Origin of the sequence: Streptomyces koelreuteriae (assembly GCF_018604545.1) — a bacterium.
In the GTDB taxonomy this organism is placed as follows: domain Bacteria; phylum Actinomycetota; class Actinomycetes; order Streptomycetales; family Streptomycetaceae; genus Streptomyces; species Streptomyces koelreuteriae.
This window is the reverse complement of record NZ_CP075896.1, coordinates 6,627,397-6,642,737: the sequence shown is the minus strand read 5'-3', so window position 1 is coordinate 6,642,737 and position 15,341 is coordinate 6,627,397. Positions and strand designations below refer to the sequence as shown.

General features: G+C 71.3%; 16 protein-coding genes. 10 read left to right on the top strand and 6 right to left on the bottom strand.

All coding sequences use genetic code 11. The features are described 5' to 3' along the window. Positions 1 to 2: 2 nt before the first annotated feature. Positions 3 to 1,094 (bottom strand): amidohydrolase family protein, encoded by a 1,092-nt coding sequence (locus KJK29_RS29915; RefSeq protein ID WP_215122290.1) that lies wholly within the window; start codon positions 1,092 to 1,094, stop codon positions 3 to 5. 120 nt (positions 1,095 to 1,214) lie between these two features. Here KJK29_RS29915 and KJK29_RS29910 point away from each other — a divergent pair, with 120 nt between their 5' ends. From KJK29_RS29910 to thpD, 6 genes are all read left to right on the top strand, one after another. Further along, complete coding sequence (locus KJK29_RS29910) at positions 1,215 to 2,315, top strand: pyridoxal-phosphate-dependent aminotransferase family protein (RefSeq protein WP_215122289.1); 1,101 nt, start codon at positions 1,215 to 1,217, stop codon at positions 2,313 to 2,315. Positions 2,316 to 2,684: 369 nt separating this feature from the next. After that, positions 2,685 to 3,224 (top strand): DinB family protein, encoded by a 540-nt coding sequence (locus KJK29_RS29905; protein WP_215122288.1) that lies wholly within the window; start codon positions 2,685 to 2,687, stop codon positions 3,222 to 3,224. A 339-nt stretch (positions 3,225 to 3,563) separates the two neighbouring features. Next, a complete protein-coding gene (ectA, locus tag KJK29_RS29900; protein WP_215122287.1) occupies positions 3,564 to 4,070 on the top strand; it encodes a diaminobutyrate acetyltransferase in 507 nt (168 codons plus the stop codon). A gap of 59 nt (positions 4,071 to 4,129) precedes the next feature. Further along, positions 4,130 to 5,401 (top strand): diaminobutyrate--2-oxoglutarate transaminase, encoded by a 1,272-nt coding sequence (gene ectB / locus KJK29_RS29895; protein WP_215122286.1) that lies wholly within the window; start codon positions 4,130 to 4,132, stop codon positions 5,399 to 5,401. 44 nt (positions 5,402 to 5,445) lie between these two features. Continuing rightward, a complete protein-coding gene (locus KJK29_RS29890) occupies positions 5,446 to 5,844 on the top strand; it encodes an ectoine synthase (protein ID WP_184599670.1) in 399 nt (132 codons plus the stop codon). Between the two features lie 6 nt (positions 5,845 to 5,850). Beyond that, positions 5,851 to 6,759, top strand: a complete 909-nt coding sequence (gene thpD / locus KJK29_RS29885; RefSeq protein ID WP_215122285.1) for an ectoine hydroxylase — start codon at positions 5,851 to 5,853, stop codon at positions 6,757 to 6,759. A gap of 78 nt (positions 6,760 to 6,837) precedes the next feature. On the opposite strand, the gene KJK29_RS29880 is transcribed toward thpD, so the two are convergent. The 5 genes from KJK29_RS29880 to KJK29_RS29860 all read right to left on the bottom strand — a co-directional run bounded on the left by KJK29_RS29880 (position 6,838) and on the right by KJK29_RS29860 (position 11,578). Next, positions 6,838 to 7,890, bottom strand: coding sequence for an aminotransferase class V-fold PLP-dependent enzyme (locus KJK29_RS29880; protein ID WP_215122284.1), 1,053 nt, complete (start codon positions 7,888 to 7,890; stop codon positions 6,838 to 6,840). 97 nt (positions 7,891 to 7,987) lie between these two features. Continuing rightward, entirely contained in the window at positions 7,988 to 8,710 is a 723-nt protein-coding gene (locus tag KJK29_RS29875; RefSeq protein WP_215122283.1) for a DsbA family oxidoreductase, read from the bottom strand. Positions 8,711 to 8,775: 65 nt separating this feature from the next. Then, positions 8,776 to 9,291 (bottom strand): GNAT family N-acetyltransferase, encoded by a 516-nt coding sequence (locus tag KJK29_RS29870; RefSeq protein WP_215122282.1) that lies wholly within the window; start codon positions 9,289 to 9,291, stop codon positions 8,776 to 8,778. 49 nt (positions 9,292 to 9,340) lie between these two features. Next, a complete protein-coding gene (locus tag KJK29_RS29865; protein WP_215122281.1) occupies positions 9,341 to 9,949 on the bottom strand; it encodes a DUF1349 domain-containing protein in 609 nt (202 codons plus the stop codon). Positions 9,950 to 10,048: 99 nt separating this feature from the next. Continuing rightward, positions 10,049 to 11,578 carry an aldehyde dehydrogenase (NADP(+)) gene (locus KJK29_RS29860; protein WP_215122280.1) on the bottom strand — a complete coding sequence of 510 codons (1,530 nt, stop codon included), beginning with the start codon at positions 11,576 to 11,578 and terminating at the stop codon, positions 10,049 to 10,051. A gap of 150 nt (positions 11,579 to 11,728) precedes the next feature. On the opposite strand from KJK29_RS29860, the gene KJK29_RS29855 reads away from it, so the two are divergent. The 4 genes from KJK29_RS29855 to KJK29_RS29840 all read left to right on the top strand — a co-directional run bounded on the left by KJK29_RS29855 (position 11,729) and on the right by KJK29_RS29840 (position 15,324). Continuing rightward, entirely contained in the window at positions 11,729 to 12,502 is a 774-nt protein-coding gene (locus tag KJK29_RS29855) for an IclR family transcriptional regulator (protein WP_189730338.1), read from the top strand. A 3-nt stretch (positions 12,503 to 12,505) separates the two neighbouring features. Further along, on the top strand, positions 12,506 to 12,976 hold the full coding sequence (locus tag KJK29_RS29850; RefSeq protein WP_215122279.1) for a GNAT family N-acetyltransferase: 471 nt from the start codon (positions 12,506 to 12,508) through the stop codon (positions 12,974 to 12,976). Positions 12,977 to 13,066: 90 nt separating this feature from the next. Beyond that, on the top strand, positions 13,067 to 14,074 hold the full coding sequence (locus KJK29_RS29845; RefSeq protein ID WP_215122278.1) for a hypothetical protein: 1,008 nt from the start codon (positions 13,067 to 13,069) through the stop codon (positions 14,072 to 14,074). Beyond that, complete coding sequence (locus KJK29_RS29840) at positions 14,071 to 15,324, top strand: sensor histidine kinase (protein ID WP_215122277.1); 1,254 nt, start codon at positions 14,071 to 14,073, stop codon at positions 15,322 to 15,324. The genes KJK29_RS29845 and KJK29_RS29840 overlap by 4 nt, the downstream gene beginning before the upstream one ends. Positions 15,325 to 15,341: the final 17 nt, after the last annotated feature.

Below are 15,341 nucleotides of genomic sequence, written 5' to 3'. Positions count from 1 at the left end.
GGCTACCCGACCACGCGCCCGTTCAGCACCACCCGGCGCGGCGCCGCCAGGACCCCCACGTCGGCCCGCGGGTCCTGGTCGTAGACGACCAGGTCGGCCGGGGCGCCCTCGTCCAGGCCGGGGCGGCCGAGCCAGCTGCGGGCCGTCCAGGTTCCGGCCGCCAGGGCGTCGAGGGGCGGGATGCCTGCGGTGACCAGTTCGGCGACCTCGGCCGCCGCCAGGCCGTGGGCGATGCTGCCGCCGGCGTCGGTGCCGACGAAGACGGGGATGCCGGCGTCGTAGGCGTTCCGGACGGTGTCGTAGCGGCGTTCGTGGAGCCGGCGCATATGGGCCGACCATTGCGGGAACCGGGACTCTCCGCCGTCGGCGAGCTGCGGGAAGGTGGCGATGTTGACCAGGGTCGGGACGATGGCGACGCCCCGTTCGGCGAACAGCGGGATGAGGTCCTCGGTCAGGCCCGTCGCGTGCTCGATGCAGTCGATGCCGGCCTCGACGAGGTCCCGCAGGGAGTCCTCAGCGAAGCAGTGCGCGGTGACGCGGGCGCCCAGGCGGTGGGCCTCGGCGATCGCCGCCTCCACCGCGCCCCGGGGCCAGCAGGCCGACAGATCGCCGAGGTCGCGGTCGATCCAGTCGCCGACCAGCTTGACCCAGCCGTCGCCGCGCCGGGCCTCCTGGGCGACGTAGGCGACGAGATCCTCCGGCTCGACCTCCCAGGCGTAGTTGCGGATGTAGCGACGGGTGCGCGCGATGTGCCGCCCGGCGCGGATGATCTTCGGCAGGTCCTCGCGGTCGTCGATCCAGCGGGTGTCGGAGGGCGAGCCCGCGTCGCGGATCAGCAGCGTGCCCGCCTCCCGGTCGGTCAGGGCCTGCTTCTCGGCGACGTCCTGCGGGACCGCGCCGTGCCGGTCGAGTCCCACGTGGCAGTGCGCGTCGACGAGGCCGGGCAGGGCCCAGCCCTTGACGGTGCGGATGTCACGGGCACCGGCGGGACGGTCGTAGGAGACGCGGCCGTCCACCACCCACAGTTCGTCGCGGACGTCCTCGGGCCCGACGAGCACCCGTCCCTTCACGTGCAGCACCGTGCGATCGCTCATGCATCGCACCCTAATGAGCCGCGGACCTCGGCTGCGAGGGGGCACCTACCCGCCGGTTACCCTCGATGCCGTCGGCCCCGGGCAGACGGCGCCCGCCCCGTGAACGAAGAGAGCCCCACCGTGACGCACCCGTTTCTGGACCTGGCCCCGCTCGGCGCGGACCGCTTCGCCGCGATCGAGGACCGTGTGGCGCGGCTGCTGAGCACCGAGCAGGACGTCGTGATCACGCAGGGCGAGGCGCTGCTGCCGCTGGAGGGCGCGATCCGTGCCGCGGCCGGGCCGGGGACGACGGCGCTGAACGTCATCACGGGCCCCTACGGGCAGACCTTCGGCGACTGGCTGCGGGACTGCGGTGCCACGGTGGTCGACCTGGCGGTGCCCTTCCACACGGCGGTCACGGCCGAGCAGATCCGGCAGGCCTTCGCCGAGCATCCGGAGATCGACTTCGTGTCGCTGGTGCACGCGGAGGCGGCGACCGGCAACACCAACCCGGTCGCGGAGATCGGCGAGGTCGTGCGGGCGCACGGGGCGCTGTTCTACCTGGACGCGGTGGCGTCGATCGGGGCCGAGCCGGTGCTGACCGACGCGTGGGGCGTGGACCTGTGCGTGATCGGCGCGCAGAAGGCCATGGGCGGTCCCGCCGGTGTCTCGGCGGTGTCGGTGAGCGAGCGGGCCTGGGCCCGGATGGCGGCGAACCCGAGGGCGCCGCGCCGGTCGTATCTGTCGCTCCTCGACTGGAAGGAGCGGTGGATCGACGGCGGCCGCAAGGCGCTGCCGCACGCTCCGGCGCAGCTGGAGATGCTCGGGCTGGAGGCGTGTGTGGAGCGGATCGAGGCGGTGGGGCTGGATGCCGTGATGGCCCGGCACGCCTCCGCCGCGGCGGCGACGCGGGCCGGGGCGGTCGCGCTCGGTGGTGGCCTTGAGCCGTATGTGTACGAGGCGCGGGACGCGGCGCCCGTCGCGACGACGCTCCGGGTGCCGTCGGGGGTGGTGGCGTCGGAGCTGGTGGCGAGGGCGCTGGAGGCGGATCCGGCACTGCCGGTCGCCGCCGGTGGGGGTGCGCTGGCCAAGGAGATGATCCGGGTCAACCACTATGGGGCGGATGCGACGCGGGGGGCTGTGCGGGCGAGTCTGGCGGCGTTGGGGGTGGCTCTCTCCGAGCAGGGGCTGACGGTGGACGTGGAGGGGGCGCTGCGGGCCGTGGAGGGGGCGTGGCGGTAGTTCGAGGGCTGAGGTCTTGATCGGGGGCTGAGGTGGGGGCTGAGGTTCTCGGTTTTCGCCCCCGCCGCCCCTTCCCGTCCCTGTCCCAGGGGCTCCGCCCCTTCAACCCCGCCGGGGGCTGCGCCCCCAGACCCCCGCTTCGGCCTGAACGGCCTCGTCCTCAAGCGCCGGACGGGCTGGAAGCAGGCACCGGCCGTTGTCACCGGACGGCCTGGAAGGCCGGCGCCCCCCCAATGTCGCCGGACGGGCCGGAAGGCCGGCGCCCCCGTTGCCACCGGACGGGCTGGAAGGCCGATACCGGCCGATGTCACCGGACGGGCCGGATGGCAGACACCGGCCGGTGTCAGTGGCCCGTGCCATGCTCGGCGTATGACGAGCGACACATCCGCCGAACTCACCCCGACGCTTCCCGACGGCCGCCCCGTGCCTCATCTGAGTGGTGACGAGCGGGCCATGCTGGAGAGCTGGCTGGACTTTCACCGGGCCACGCTGGCGCTGAAGTGCGCGGGGCTCGACGACGCGCAGGTGCGGATGCCGGCGGCCGAGCCGTCCGCGCTGACGCTGTTGGGGCTGGTGCAGCATCTCGCCGAGGTGGAGCGGAACTGGTTCCAGAGAGTGACCGCCGGCCTCGACGCGCCGCCGCTGTTCGAGGACCCGACCGGTTACGCGCTGCAGCCGGGGCGGGGCCTCGACGAGGCGCTGGGGATCTGGCGGCGGGAGATCGCGCGTGGGCGGGAGCTGTGCGGCGGGCTGCCGCTGGACCACGTCGGGCGGGTCGCCGAGGGGCCGGTGCCGGGGATGGAGGTCAGCCTGCGGTGGGTGCTGATTCACATGATCGAGGAGTACGCGCGGCACAACGGTCACGCCGATCTCCTGCGAGAACGCATCGACGGAGTGACCGGGGCCTGAATTGCAGATACTTTCCGCTCTGCCCCGCATGTAAGCTGGCCCACAATTAAGAATTCATCAAGGAACAGCTTCCCGTATTCTTCTGCCCGCTTTCCCCGGTCCTAAACCCAGAGATTTTGAGGACACTCGGCGAGGAAATTCGGGCGCATCTCGTGGGGATTACATGGCTGTGACGCGTTACACACAGTGACCGCTTCGCCCGATTTTTCCGGGACGAAACCAGACATTTTACCACCCCCACACCTAAAGACTCGCGCCCGCGCGATAACACAGTCATGGCTCATACGTAACCCCGTCCGGCGATGCGATTTTGAATTTCTCTGGGTAAATTCAATTGGTATGACTGCCGTACAAGCGGACCCGCAAATCGACCGACCCACCGTGGCCGACGGAGCCGCACTGTGGCGGATGGCGAAGGACTCCAAGGTTCTGGACCTGAACTCGTCCTACAGCTATCTGCTCTGGTGCCGCGACTTCGCGGCCACGTCGGCCGTGGCGCGTGACGAGCACGGCGAGCCGATGGGCTTCATCACCGGGTACGTGCGGCCGGACAGCCCGCACACCCTGCTGGTCTGGCAGGTGGCCGTGGACGAGGCTCACCGCGGGCGCGGGCTGGCCGCCACGATGCTCGACGGTCTGGTCGCCCGGACCGTGGCCGAGCACGGGGTGACGACCGTGGAGACCACCATCACTCCGGGCAACGCCGCCTCGGAGCGCCTGTTCACATCGTTCGCCGAGCGTCACGGCGCCCGGCTGGAGCGCGAGGTGCTCTTCGACACGGCCGTGTTCCCCGACGGGCCGCACGACCCCGAGGTCCTGTACCGCATCGGTCCGCTGCCCCACTGAGACTTCCCGTCCCACCCCACTCCCGCAGAGTTTCCCCACGTACCTAGGAGCGATTCGTCGTGACCATCACCCAGCCCGACCTGAGTGTCTTCGAGACCGTTGAGTCCGAGGTGCGCAGCTACTGCCGCGGCTGGCCCACCGTCTTCGACCGCGCCGTGGGCAGCCGTATGTACGACGAGGACGGCCATGAGTACCTCGACTTCTTCGCCGGAGCCGGGTCACTGAACTACGGGCACAACAACCCGGTCCTGAAACGCGCCCTGATCGACTACCTGGAGCGTGACGGCGTCACGCACGGGCTCGACATGTCGACCACCGCCAAGCGCACGTTCCTGGAGGCCTTCCAGAACCTGCTGCTGCGGCCGCGTGACCTGCCGTACAAGGTCATGTTCCCCGGCCCGACCGGCACCAACGCCGTGGAGGCCGCGCTGAAGCTGGCGCGCAAGGTGAAGGGGCGCGAGTCGATCGTGTCCTTCACCAACGCCTTCCACGGCATGTCGCTGGGCTCGCTGGCCGTGACCGGCAACGCCTTCAAGCGGGCCGGCGCCGGTATACCGCTGGTGCACGGCACGCCCATGCCGTTCGACAACTACTTCGACGGCACCGTCGAGGACTTCCTGTGGTTCGAGCGGCTGCTGGAGGACCAGGGCTCCGGCCTGAACAAGCCGGCCGCCGTGATCGTCGAGACCGTGCAGGGCGAGGGCGGCATCAACGTGGCCCGGCCCGAGTGGCTGCGTGCCCTGTCCGAGCTGTGCGAGCGGCAGGACATGCTGCTCATCGTCGACGACATCCAGATGGGCTGCGGCCGTACCGGCGCCTTCTTCTCCTTCGAGGAGGCGGGCATCGTGCCGGACATCGTCACCGTCTCGAAGTCGATCAGCGGCTACGGCATGCCCATGTCGCTGTGCCTGTTCAAGCCGGAGCTGGACGTCTGGGAGCCCGGCGAGCACAACGGCACCTTCCGCGGCAACAACCCCGCGTTCGTCACGGCCACCGCGACGCTCGAGACGTACTGGGCCGACGGTTCCGCGATGGAGAAGCAGACCCGCAAGCGCGGCGAGCAGGTCGAGCAGGCGCTGATCTCCATCACCGAGGAGAACCTGGCCGACGTGAAGGAGTACCGGGGCCGCGGCCTGGTGTGGGGCCTGGAGTTCCACGACAAGGAGCGCGCGAACAAGGTCGCCAAGCGCGCCTTCGAGCTGGGGCTGCTGATCGAGACGTCCGGCCCCGAGAGCGAGGTCGTCAAGATGCTCCCCGCCCTCACCATCACCCCCGAAGAGCTGGACGAGGGCCTGCGCACGCTGGCCCGCGCCGTCCGAGAGACCGCCTGACACACCAACCGAAGCAGCACCCACCTAGGAGGCATCGCAGCACCGTGATTGTCCGTTCGTTCAAGGAGATCGAAGGTACCGACCGGCACGTGAAGTCGGCGTCCGGTACGTGGGAGAGCAAACGCATCGTCCTCGCCAAGGAGAAGGTCGGCTTCTCCCTGCATGAGACGGTCCTGTACGCGGGTACGGAGACATCGATGTGGTACGCGAACCACATCGAGGCCGTTGTCTGCGTGGAGGGCGAGGCCGAGCTCACCGACCACGAGACCGGGAAGTCGTACACGATCACGCCCGGCACCATGTACCTCCTGGACGGGCACGAGAAGCACACGCTGCGGATCAAGCAGGACTTCCGCTGCCTCTGCGTCTTCAACCCGCCTGTCACCGGACGGGAGGACCACGACGAGAACGGCGTTTACCCGCTGCTCACCGAGGAGGTGTGAGGCTTCATGACCGCCACCTACGACACGACCACCGGTATGCCGGACCTCTATCCGAGTCGTGGCGCCGCCGAGGTGCTGACGCCGCGCCAGGATCCGGTCGTCTGGGGCGCGCCCGACGCCCCGGGCCCGGTGGCGCCGGCCGACCTGTTGTCGTTCGAGCGTGACGGCTTCCTCGCCATCGACGAGCTGATCACCGAGGACGAGGTCGCCGTCTACCGGAACGAGCTGAACCGGCTGGTGCACGACCCGGACATGCGGGCCGACGAGCGGTCGATCGTCGAGCCGCAGTCCAAGGAGATCCGCACGGTCTTCGAGGTGCACAAGATCAGCGAGGTGTTCGCCAGGCTGGTGCGCGACGAGCGTGTCGTCGGCCGTGCGCGGCAGATCCTCGGCTCGGACGTCTACGTCCACCAGTCGCGGATCAACGTCAAGCCGGGGTTCGGGGCCAGTGGCTTCTACTGGCACTCGGACTTCGAGACGTGGCACGCCGAGGACGGTCTGCCGCGGATGCGCACGGTGTCGGTCTCGATCGCGCTGACCGAGAACTACGACACCAACGGCGGACTCATGATCATGCCGGGGTCGCACAAGACGTTCCTCGGGTGCTCGGGTGAGACGCCGAAGGACAACTACAAGAAGTCGCTGCAGATGCAGGACGCGGGCACGCCCTCCGACGAGGCGCTGAGCCACATGGCCTCGCAGCACGGCATCAAGTTGTTCACGGGCAAGGCCGGTTCGGCGACCTGGTTCGACTGCAACGCCATGCACGGTTCCGGCGACAACATCACGCCGTTCCCGCGCAGCAACGTGTTCATCGTGTTCAACAGCGTGGAGAACACGGCGGTCGAGCCGTTCGCGGCGCCGGTACGGCGTCCCGAGTTCATCGGCGCCCGGGAGTTCACGCCGGTGCGGTGATACCGCTGCGGTGACGCCCCTTTGAACACCGGGCCGGGCCTCCTCGTGTGGGACGGGAGGTCCGGCCCGGTCATGTCCTCAGCCGGACAGGACGTCCAGGAGCCGGTCGACGTCCGCCGGGGTGTTGTAGAGGTGGAACGCGGCCCGCAGATTGCCGGCCCGGTCGGACACCTCGATGCCCGCCCGGCTCAGCTCGCCCTGCCGGTGGCCGAGCCCCGGCACGGACACGATCGCCGAGCCCGGCGAGGGCACCGGCTCGTGTCCCAGCCCGGTCAGCCCGGCCCGGAAGCGGTCCGCGAGCGCGAGATCGTGGGCGTGCACGGCGTCGACGCCGAGTTCCTCGATCAGCGCCAGTGAGGCGCGCAGCCCGGCGTAGGTGAAGAGGGCCGGGCTGATGTCGAACCGCCGTGCGGAGTCGGCGAGTTGCTCGACGGGGCCGTAGCAGCTGTCCCAGGGGATCTCGCCGGCGACCCAGCCGGCGAGCAGCGGGGTGAGCCCGCCGAAGTCTTGCGGTGCGACGAAGAACGCGGCCCCGTGCGGCCCCATGAGCCATTTGAAGCCGACGGCGGCGAGGAAGTCGTCGGCGTCACCGTCCATGGGCAGCCAGCCGGCCGACTGCGAGGCGTCGACGTAGGTGCGGGCCCCGTGCGCCCGGGCCGCCTCGCGCACGGCCGGAAGGTCGGCGAGCCGGCCGTCGGCGGACTGGGCGGTGCTGACCGCGACGAGCGCGGTGCCGGGCCGGACGGACTCGGCGAGCCGCTCCAGGGGCACGGCCCGCACCTTGAGGTCGCCGCGCACATGGAACGGGTTCACCAGGGAGGCGAAGTCGGCCTCCGCCGTGAGGACTTCGGCACCGGCGGGCAGCGACGCCGCGATCAGCCCGCCGTACTCGGCGACCGAGGCCCCGGTCGCGACACGCTCCGCCGGCACCCCGGCCAGCCGGGCGAAGGACGCGCGGGCGGCCTCCACCTCCTCGTACAGGGGACCCAGGGGCGTGCCCTCGGCCCGCATCCGCACCGCCTGGTGCAGGGCGGTGACGGTACGGGCGGGCAGGAGCCCGTTGCTCGCGGTGTTGAGGTAGGTGTGCTTCGGGGTGAACTCGGCGCGGACGAGGTTCTCGAAGGTCTCCATGGGACCACTCTGCGTCCCGTGGGAACCCCCCGTCCATTGCCGATGTCTGCGTGATATCGCCAAGAGGCGCTTATGGATGCGCCCCGACCTGCGGTTTTCAGTGCTGGGGCACCGCACAGCCGTCCGGACCACACGCGTCCGCGCCGTCGGTGGATCCGCTCTCGACGATCTTCAGCGGCGCGCGCTCGCCGAAGGCCTGTGTCAGGGCCTGGGCGAAGACCTCGGCGGGCTGGGCGCCGGAGACGCCGTACTTGCGATCCAGCACGAAGAACGGCACACCGTTCGCGCCGAGCTCGGCGGCCTCCCGCTCGTCGGCCCGGACCTCGGCGGCGTAGGCCTCCGGGTCGGCGAGCACACCACGGACGGCGTCCTCGTCGAGCCCGGCGGCCACGGCCAGCTCCACGAGCCGCTCGTCCTCGCCGAAGACCGAGCGCTCCTCGGCGAAGTTGGCCCGGTACAGCACGTCGAGCAGCCGCTCCTGACGGCCGTGCTCCTTGGCGAGGTGGAGCAGACGGTGCATGTCGAAGGTGCTGCCGTGGTCGCGGCCCCGGGTGCGGTAGTCCAGGCCCTCGGCGGCGGCCTGCGCGCCCAGATTGTCCTCACCGGCCTCGGCCTGGGCGGCGCTCATCCCGTACTTCCTGGTGAGCATGGTGATCACGGGCTGGATGTCGTCCTTGGCACGGCCCGGGTCCAGCTCGAAGGAGCGGTGCACGACCTCGACCTCGTCGCGGTGCGGGAAGTCCCGCAGCGCCTTGTCGAAGCGGGCCTTGCCCACGTAGCACCAGGGGCAGGCGATGTCGCTCCAGATCTCGACGCGCATGTCTCGGCTCTCTCCAGCTCGTACGGGTTACGGAGACTCCCTCCGCCGAGTGCGTGAACGTTCAATCAGCGGGCTTCATTCCCCGGGACGGTGAGACGCAGCCGCATGTGGTGATCGTCCGGGGCGACCGGCGACTCCGGGTCCGCTGCCCACCCCTGGCGACCGTAGAAGCCCCGGGCCCGCTCATTGCTCACATGCACGTCGAGCCAGGCCGTACGCACCCCGCCGGTCCGCCACTCCGCGACGCACGCGGTGTGCAGGGCGGTGCCGATTCCGGCGCGCCAGCGGTCGGGGTCGACGTGGAACTGGAACAGCGTGACGGTGCCCGCGGGAGCCCCCTCCGCCCGGCGGAAGGAGGCGATCCCGGCCAGGCGCCCGTCACGCACCGCGCACAGCACCCGCCCGTCGGACCTCCCTATCGCCTCCCGCCACCGGCCCTGCCAGTCGGCCCCGTCGTCCGGGAACCCGTCCGGGTAGTAGGTGGCCCGGGCGCGCTGATGTAACGCGGCGACCTCCCCGGCTTCGGCGGGCAGTGCGGTCCTGATCTCCAGACCATCGACATTCGGGTTGGTTTCGATCATGCAGCACAGGACGCGCCGGGCGAGGGGGCGGTTCCCCCCCGGGCGAGCCTCAGCTGCCGTCGCGCAGGTCCTTCGGCCAGTTCGGGCGGAACTCGATGTGGTCGTACGTCACCACGCAACCCTCGCCCATCGGGGACTGGGTCATGAAGCCGACCAGGGCCGCGCCCGTCTCCTTCTCCTCGCCCAGGGTGAAGAGGCGGACGAAGGTCCAGTGTTCGCCGTCCCGGGAGGCGTGGAAGCCGAAGGCCCGGCCGGTGCGGCTGATCCGCAGCCAGACGGAACTGCCGTCCACAGTGAAGGAGTTGGCGTCGTCCGAGTGGCCCCGGGTGACGACCGTGCAGACGGTGGGGACGTCCGGGGAGTACTCAAGACACAGCTTCGCCCAGGCCCGCTCCCCGACATGCACATAGAGCACGCCCGCGTCGAAGGCCGCACCGAACCCCACGGTGACCCGGGCGATCAGCTGGAAGTCCCCTTCGGGCGCCCCGAGCAGCCGCGGCGCGTCGGCGGCGGGGTCCAGCCCCTCCCCGGTGGGCGGCACGAACCGATCCTGCCTGGGCCCGGCCCACCCGGACAGCACCCCGTCCTCATAAGACCAGTGACCATCAGGCCCATACGTACGCAGACCGAAAGGAAGTTCGGAAAGTTCCAGATCCATCCAACCAACTCTTCCAGGTCCCACCTGAAGGGGCGCGGGGAACTGCGCGACAAGCCACAACGAACCGGCAGCCCGCAACTCACCGCACCCCCCACGGCGCTACCGCTCCAACCGCCCGTCGAACCGCCGAGGCAGCCCCAACGGGTTGTCATCCCGAAGCTCCGCAGGAAGCAAAGCAGACGGCGCGTTCTGGTACGCCACCGGCCGCAACCACCGCTCGATAGCCGTACCCCCCACCGACGTGGACATAGAAGTCGTAGCCGGGTAAGGCCCACCGTGATGCTGCGCGGGCGCGACCGCAACCCCCGTCGGCCACCCATTGACCAGCACACGCCCGGCCAGCGGCGTCAGCTCCGCCAGGATCTCGGAACCCCGGCCCTCCCCCGCGGCCTCCTCCTCGGAGAGCTGCACGGTCGCCGTGAGATTCCCCGGCAGCCGCGACAGCACCGCCTTCACCTCGGCGTCGTCCTCGTAGCGGGCCACCACGGTGACCGGCCCGAAGCACTCCTCCAACAGCAGATCGTGCTCGCCCTCCGCGGCCAGCCGGCTCGCCGGGACGGTGAGGAAGCCCGCGCTGACGGTGTGGTCGCCGCCCGAGCCGGGCGTGACCGGGGACTCCACGTCGGCGAGCCGCGCGCGCTCGGCGACACCGGCGACGAAGTTGTCGCGCATGCGGTGGTCGAGCAGGACACCGGCGTCGGTGTCGCTGACGGCGTCGGTCAGGGACTTCAGCAGCGCGTCACCGGCGGCACCGGCGGGGGCGAGGACGAGGCCCGGCTTCACACAGAACTGGCCGACGCCCAGCGTCATCGACCCGGCGAGGCCGGCGCCGATCGCCTCGGCGCGCTCGGCGGCCGCGGCCTCGGTGACGACGACCGGGTTCAGGGAGCCCAGCTCGCCGTGGAAGGGGATCGGGACGGGGCGGGCGGCCGCCGCGTCGAAGAGGGCACGGCCACCGCGCACCGAGCCGGTGAAGCCGGCCGCCGCGACCAGCGGGTGCTGGATCAGCTCGACGCCGGCCTCGAAGCCGTGCACCAGCCCGACGACACCCTCGGGGATGCCGTGCCGGGCGGCGGCCCGGCGCAGCACCACGGCGACGTACTCGGACAGGGCCGGGTGGTCCGGGTGGGCCTTGACGACGACCGGGCAGCCGGCCGCGAGGGCGCTCGCGGTGTCGCCGCCCGCGACCGAGAAGGCGAAGGGGAAGTTCGACGCCGAGTAGACGGCGACGACGCCCAGCGGCACCTTGTAGCGGCGCAGGTCCGGGATCGGCGGGGTCGCGGTGTCGTCGGGGTGGTTGATGACGACGTCGAGGAAGGCGCCCTCGTCGACTATGTCGGCGAAGGCCCGAAGCTGGTAGCAGGTGCGGGCGAGTTCGCCGGTCAGCCGGACCGGGCCGAGCGCGGACTCGGCGTCGGCGGTCTCGACGAGACCGTCCTTGGCCGCCTGCAGCTCGTCGGCGGCGGTGCGCAGGAAGGCCGAGCGGACGGCCCGGTCGGCGAGTGCGCCCCGCGCCTCGTCCGCGGCCCGGACGGCGGCGTCCACCTCCTGGGCTGTGGCCTCCACCGCAACCTGCTCGCGCTGCTTCCCGGTTCGGGGGTCGACACTCCAGACTGGTGCTGCTGCCACCGCGGGTCCCTCCACATTCGTTGCCGCATGCAATGCCGCAGTATGTACGTCATCACCAGGGATGTTCGATATACTGAACGCTGTCTCTGATGATGAATGCTGTCGGAGACTATATCTCCAGCTTCTCGTCGAACGAAGGGGTCAAGGGCGATGTCGGCAGGCGAGACAGGCGGCGGTGCGCAGGTCAAGAGCGCGGTGCGGACCGTGGAACTGCTGGAGTACTTCGCCGGCCGTCCCGGTATGCACTCCCTCGCGGCGGTCCAGGAGGCCGTCGGGTATCCCAAGTCCAGTCTGTACATGCTGCTGCGCACCCTGGTCGAGCTGGGCTGGGTGGAGACGGACGCGACGGGCACGCGGTACGGCATCGGCGTCCGGGCCCTGCTGGTCGGCACGTCGTACATCGACGGCGACGAGGTGGTCGCCTCGGCCCGGCCGACGCTGGACCGGCTCTCGGACGACACCACGGAGACCATCCACCTGGCCCGGCTGGACGGCACGAACGTCGTCTATCTCGCCACCCGTCAGTCGCAGCACTATCTGCGCCCCTTCACCCGGGTCGGCCGCCGGCTGCCCGCGCACTCCACGTCCCTCGGCAAGGCGCTGCTGAGCACGTACTCGGACGAGCAGGTCCGCAAGATGCTCCCGGAGACGCTGCCCGCGCTGACCGAGCACACCATCACCGACCGGGAGAAGCTCATCGAGGAGCTGCACCAGGTGCGGGAGCAGGGCTTCGCCGTGGACCGCGAGGAGAACACGCTGGGGCTGCGCTGCTTCGGTGTGGCGATCCCGTACCGCACTCCGGCGCGGGACGCGATCAGCTGCTCGGTGCCGGTGGCCCGGCTGACGCCGGCGCACGAACAGCTGGTGAAGGACGCGCTGTTCGACGCCCGGGACCGACTGACACTGGCCACCCGTAGGCTCTGAGGCATGAATGTCGAGCTGCGTACGGTCCACGACAGCGATCTGCCGGTCTTCTTCCGGCAGATGAACGACCCCGAGGCGCTGCACATGGCCGCCTTCACCCCCAAGGACCCGGCCGACCGGGCCGCCTTCGACGCCCATTGGGCCAGGATCCGCTCCTCGTCCGCCGTGATCCGCACCGTGCTGGCCGACGGTGACGTGGTCGGCAGCACGGCGGTGTACGGGGAGCCGGGCGAGCGCGAGGTGACGTACTGGGTCGACCGCGCGTACTGGGGCAAGGGCATCGCGACCGAGGCCCTGCGGGCCCTGGTGACGGAGGTGGACGAGCGTCCCCTCTACGCGCGGGCGGCCTCGGACAACGTGGGGTCGCTGCGGGTCCTGGAGAAGTGCGGGTTCCGTGTCGTGGCGTCGGCCCGGGGGTACGCGCAGGCCCGGGACGCCGAGATCGACGAGACGGTGCTGATCCTGGAGGGCTGAGAAACGCCCCAAGGGTCTCCCCCGTGCGGCGGAGGCGGATCGTCACCGTGCAGGACGTGCCGTCCGCCTCCCGCGCGGGAGCCTGATCGCATGACGCAGTCGATCACTCCCGTCGCCGCTCCCCGCCCCGCCGTCCGTCCGAGCCGCCCCCGGCGGTTGCTGCGTGCCGTCGCCGTCCTCTCGTGTCTGCCGTACCTCGGGCTCAAGGCCGCCTGGATCGCCGGTAGCCACATCGGTATCCCCGAGGGGAGCGCCCTGCTCGACGACCGTGTCGGCATGGCCGTGATCAACGCTCTCTCCGTGCTGCTGGACAGCGGGGTGATCGTGCTGGCGCTGGTGCTGACCCGGCCGTGGGGTCTGAGGGTGCCCGCCTGGTTGTTGGCGTTCCCGGTGTGGGTCGCCACCGGGCTGCTCGCGCCGATCATGACCGGGTTCCCGGCGCAGCTGGTCGTGAGGGCGTTCGGCGGCGGAGCCGCGCCGGGCCGGGGGCGTGACGCCTTCCTCCACTCCTGGGTGTTCACCGTGGTGTACAGCGGGTTCATCCTCCAAGGGATCGCTCTGGGCGCCCTGTTCGTGCTCTACGCCCGCGACCGCTGGGGGCACCTGTGGCGCGGCCGGGTGTGGGAGCTGCCGGTCGGGGTGGCCGGGCCCGCCCACCGCGCGCTGGCGGTCGCGGCCGCCGTGCTCGCCCTGCTGCCGCTCACCGTCCATCTCCTGTGGGCCTGTGGTGTGAGCGCCGGGCTCAGTGAGGGCCGGGCGGCGGACCGCACCTCCGACTTCCTCGTCCTGGAGGCCGTGTACGTGGTGTTCCTCGTCGCGGCCGTCGCCGCTGGCTTCCTGCTGGCGTTCCGGCGCGGCCGGGCCCTGCCCGTGGCGGTGCCGCTCGGGCTGGCCTGGGTCGGCTCGGGTGCCGTGGCCTGCTGGGGCGGCTGGCTGTCGCTGGCCTCGCTCGGCGGTGTGGAGGACATCGCCGACCGTCCGACGCCGCTGATGAGCCTCGCCTACGCTGGGCAGATGCTCGTCGGCTTCCTCGTCGCCGCCCTCGGCGTCTACTGGTTCGCGGAGCGCTCGGCCAGGACCGCTCGGCGGGCGGTGTGAGACAGGCCGCCCGGCTTCTGTTCGGCCGGCGGGCGCGGCTGCGCTGGATCCATCTGATCCTCGGCGGCGCGCTCGCCATGCCGTATGTGCTGGTGGGCTCGGTGATCATCGGCCCGGCCACCGGCAGCACGGACGTCTTCGGGTCCTTTCCCCTGCAGCTCGCCTCGTTCGGGGTGGGGCTGCCGCTCGCCGCCGTCACATCCGTGTTCCCGCTGACCCGGCCGCTGGAGGCCGCCGCCGTGCGCTGGCTGTGCGGTGTCGACGCGGACCGGCTCGCCTTCGGACCGGCCCGGACGCGGGGCGAGAAGGGGCGTACGGCGGCCTGGTTCACGCTGCATCTCGGGCTGGGCGGGATCATCGCCGGGATGTCGCTGGCCGTGCCGCCGTTCGCCGTGGCGCTGATCCTGCTGCCGCTCATCGCCGGGCTGCGCGGCACACCGTCCGGAGTGCCCGAAGCCCTGGACCAGGCCTGGGCGTTGGCGCTCATGCCGCTCGCGGGCGCGGCGATGCTGGTCGCCCTCGCGGGCTGCGCGGCAGGCGGCGGTGTGCTGCTGGCCCGCTGGGCGCCCGCCCTGCTCGGCCCGTCTCCCGAGGGCCGGCTGGCGGCGGCGGAGGCACGCGCCGCCGACCTCGCCGTACGCAACCGGCTGGCGCGGGAGCTGCACGACTCGGTCGGGCACGCGCTGAGCGCGGTCACCCTCCAGGCGAGCGCGGCCCGCCGGGTCCTCGACTCCGACCCGGAGTTCGTGCGCGAGGCGCTCGCCGCGATCGAGGACACGACCCGGCGTACCGTCGGCGAACTCGACGCCGTGCTGGGCGTGTTGCGCGAGGGCGACGGCCCCGGGACGGCCCCGGCACCCACCCTCGCCGGCGACCTCGACGGCCTGCTGTCCCGTACCCGGGCGGGCGGGGCCCGGGTCACGGCCACGATCGAAGCCGACCCGGAGGCGCTGCCTCCGCTGCTGTCCCGCGAGGCCTACCGCATCGTGCAGGAGGGGCTGAGCAACGCCCTCAGGCACGCCGGGCACCGGGTCGCCGTGGACGTGCGGATCGCGGTGGCGGACGGGGAGCTGGAGATCACCGTGGAGAATCCGGTGACCGGCCCGGCGCCCTCCCGGCCCGGCGGCGGCCACGGGCTGCGGGGCATCGCGGACCGGGCCAGGCTGCTGGGCGGGACGTCGACGGCCGGGCCGACCTCCGCACAGACCTGGCGGCTGCGCGTACGCCTGCCGATGAAGAGACCTGAATGAAGAGACCTGAATGACGG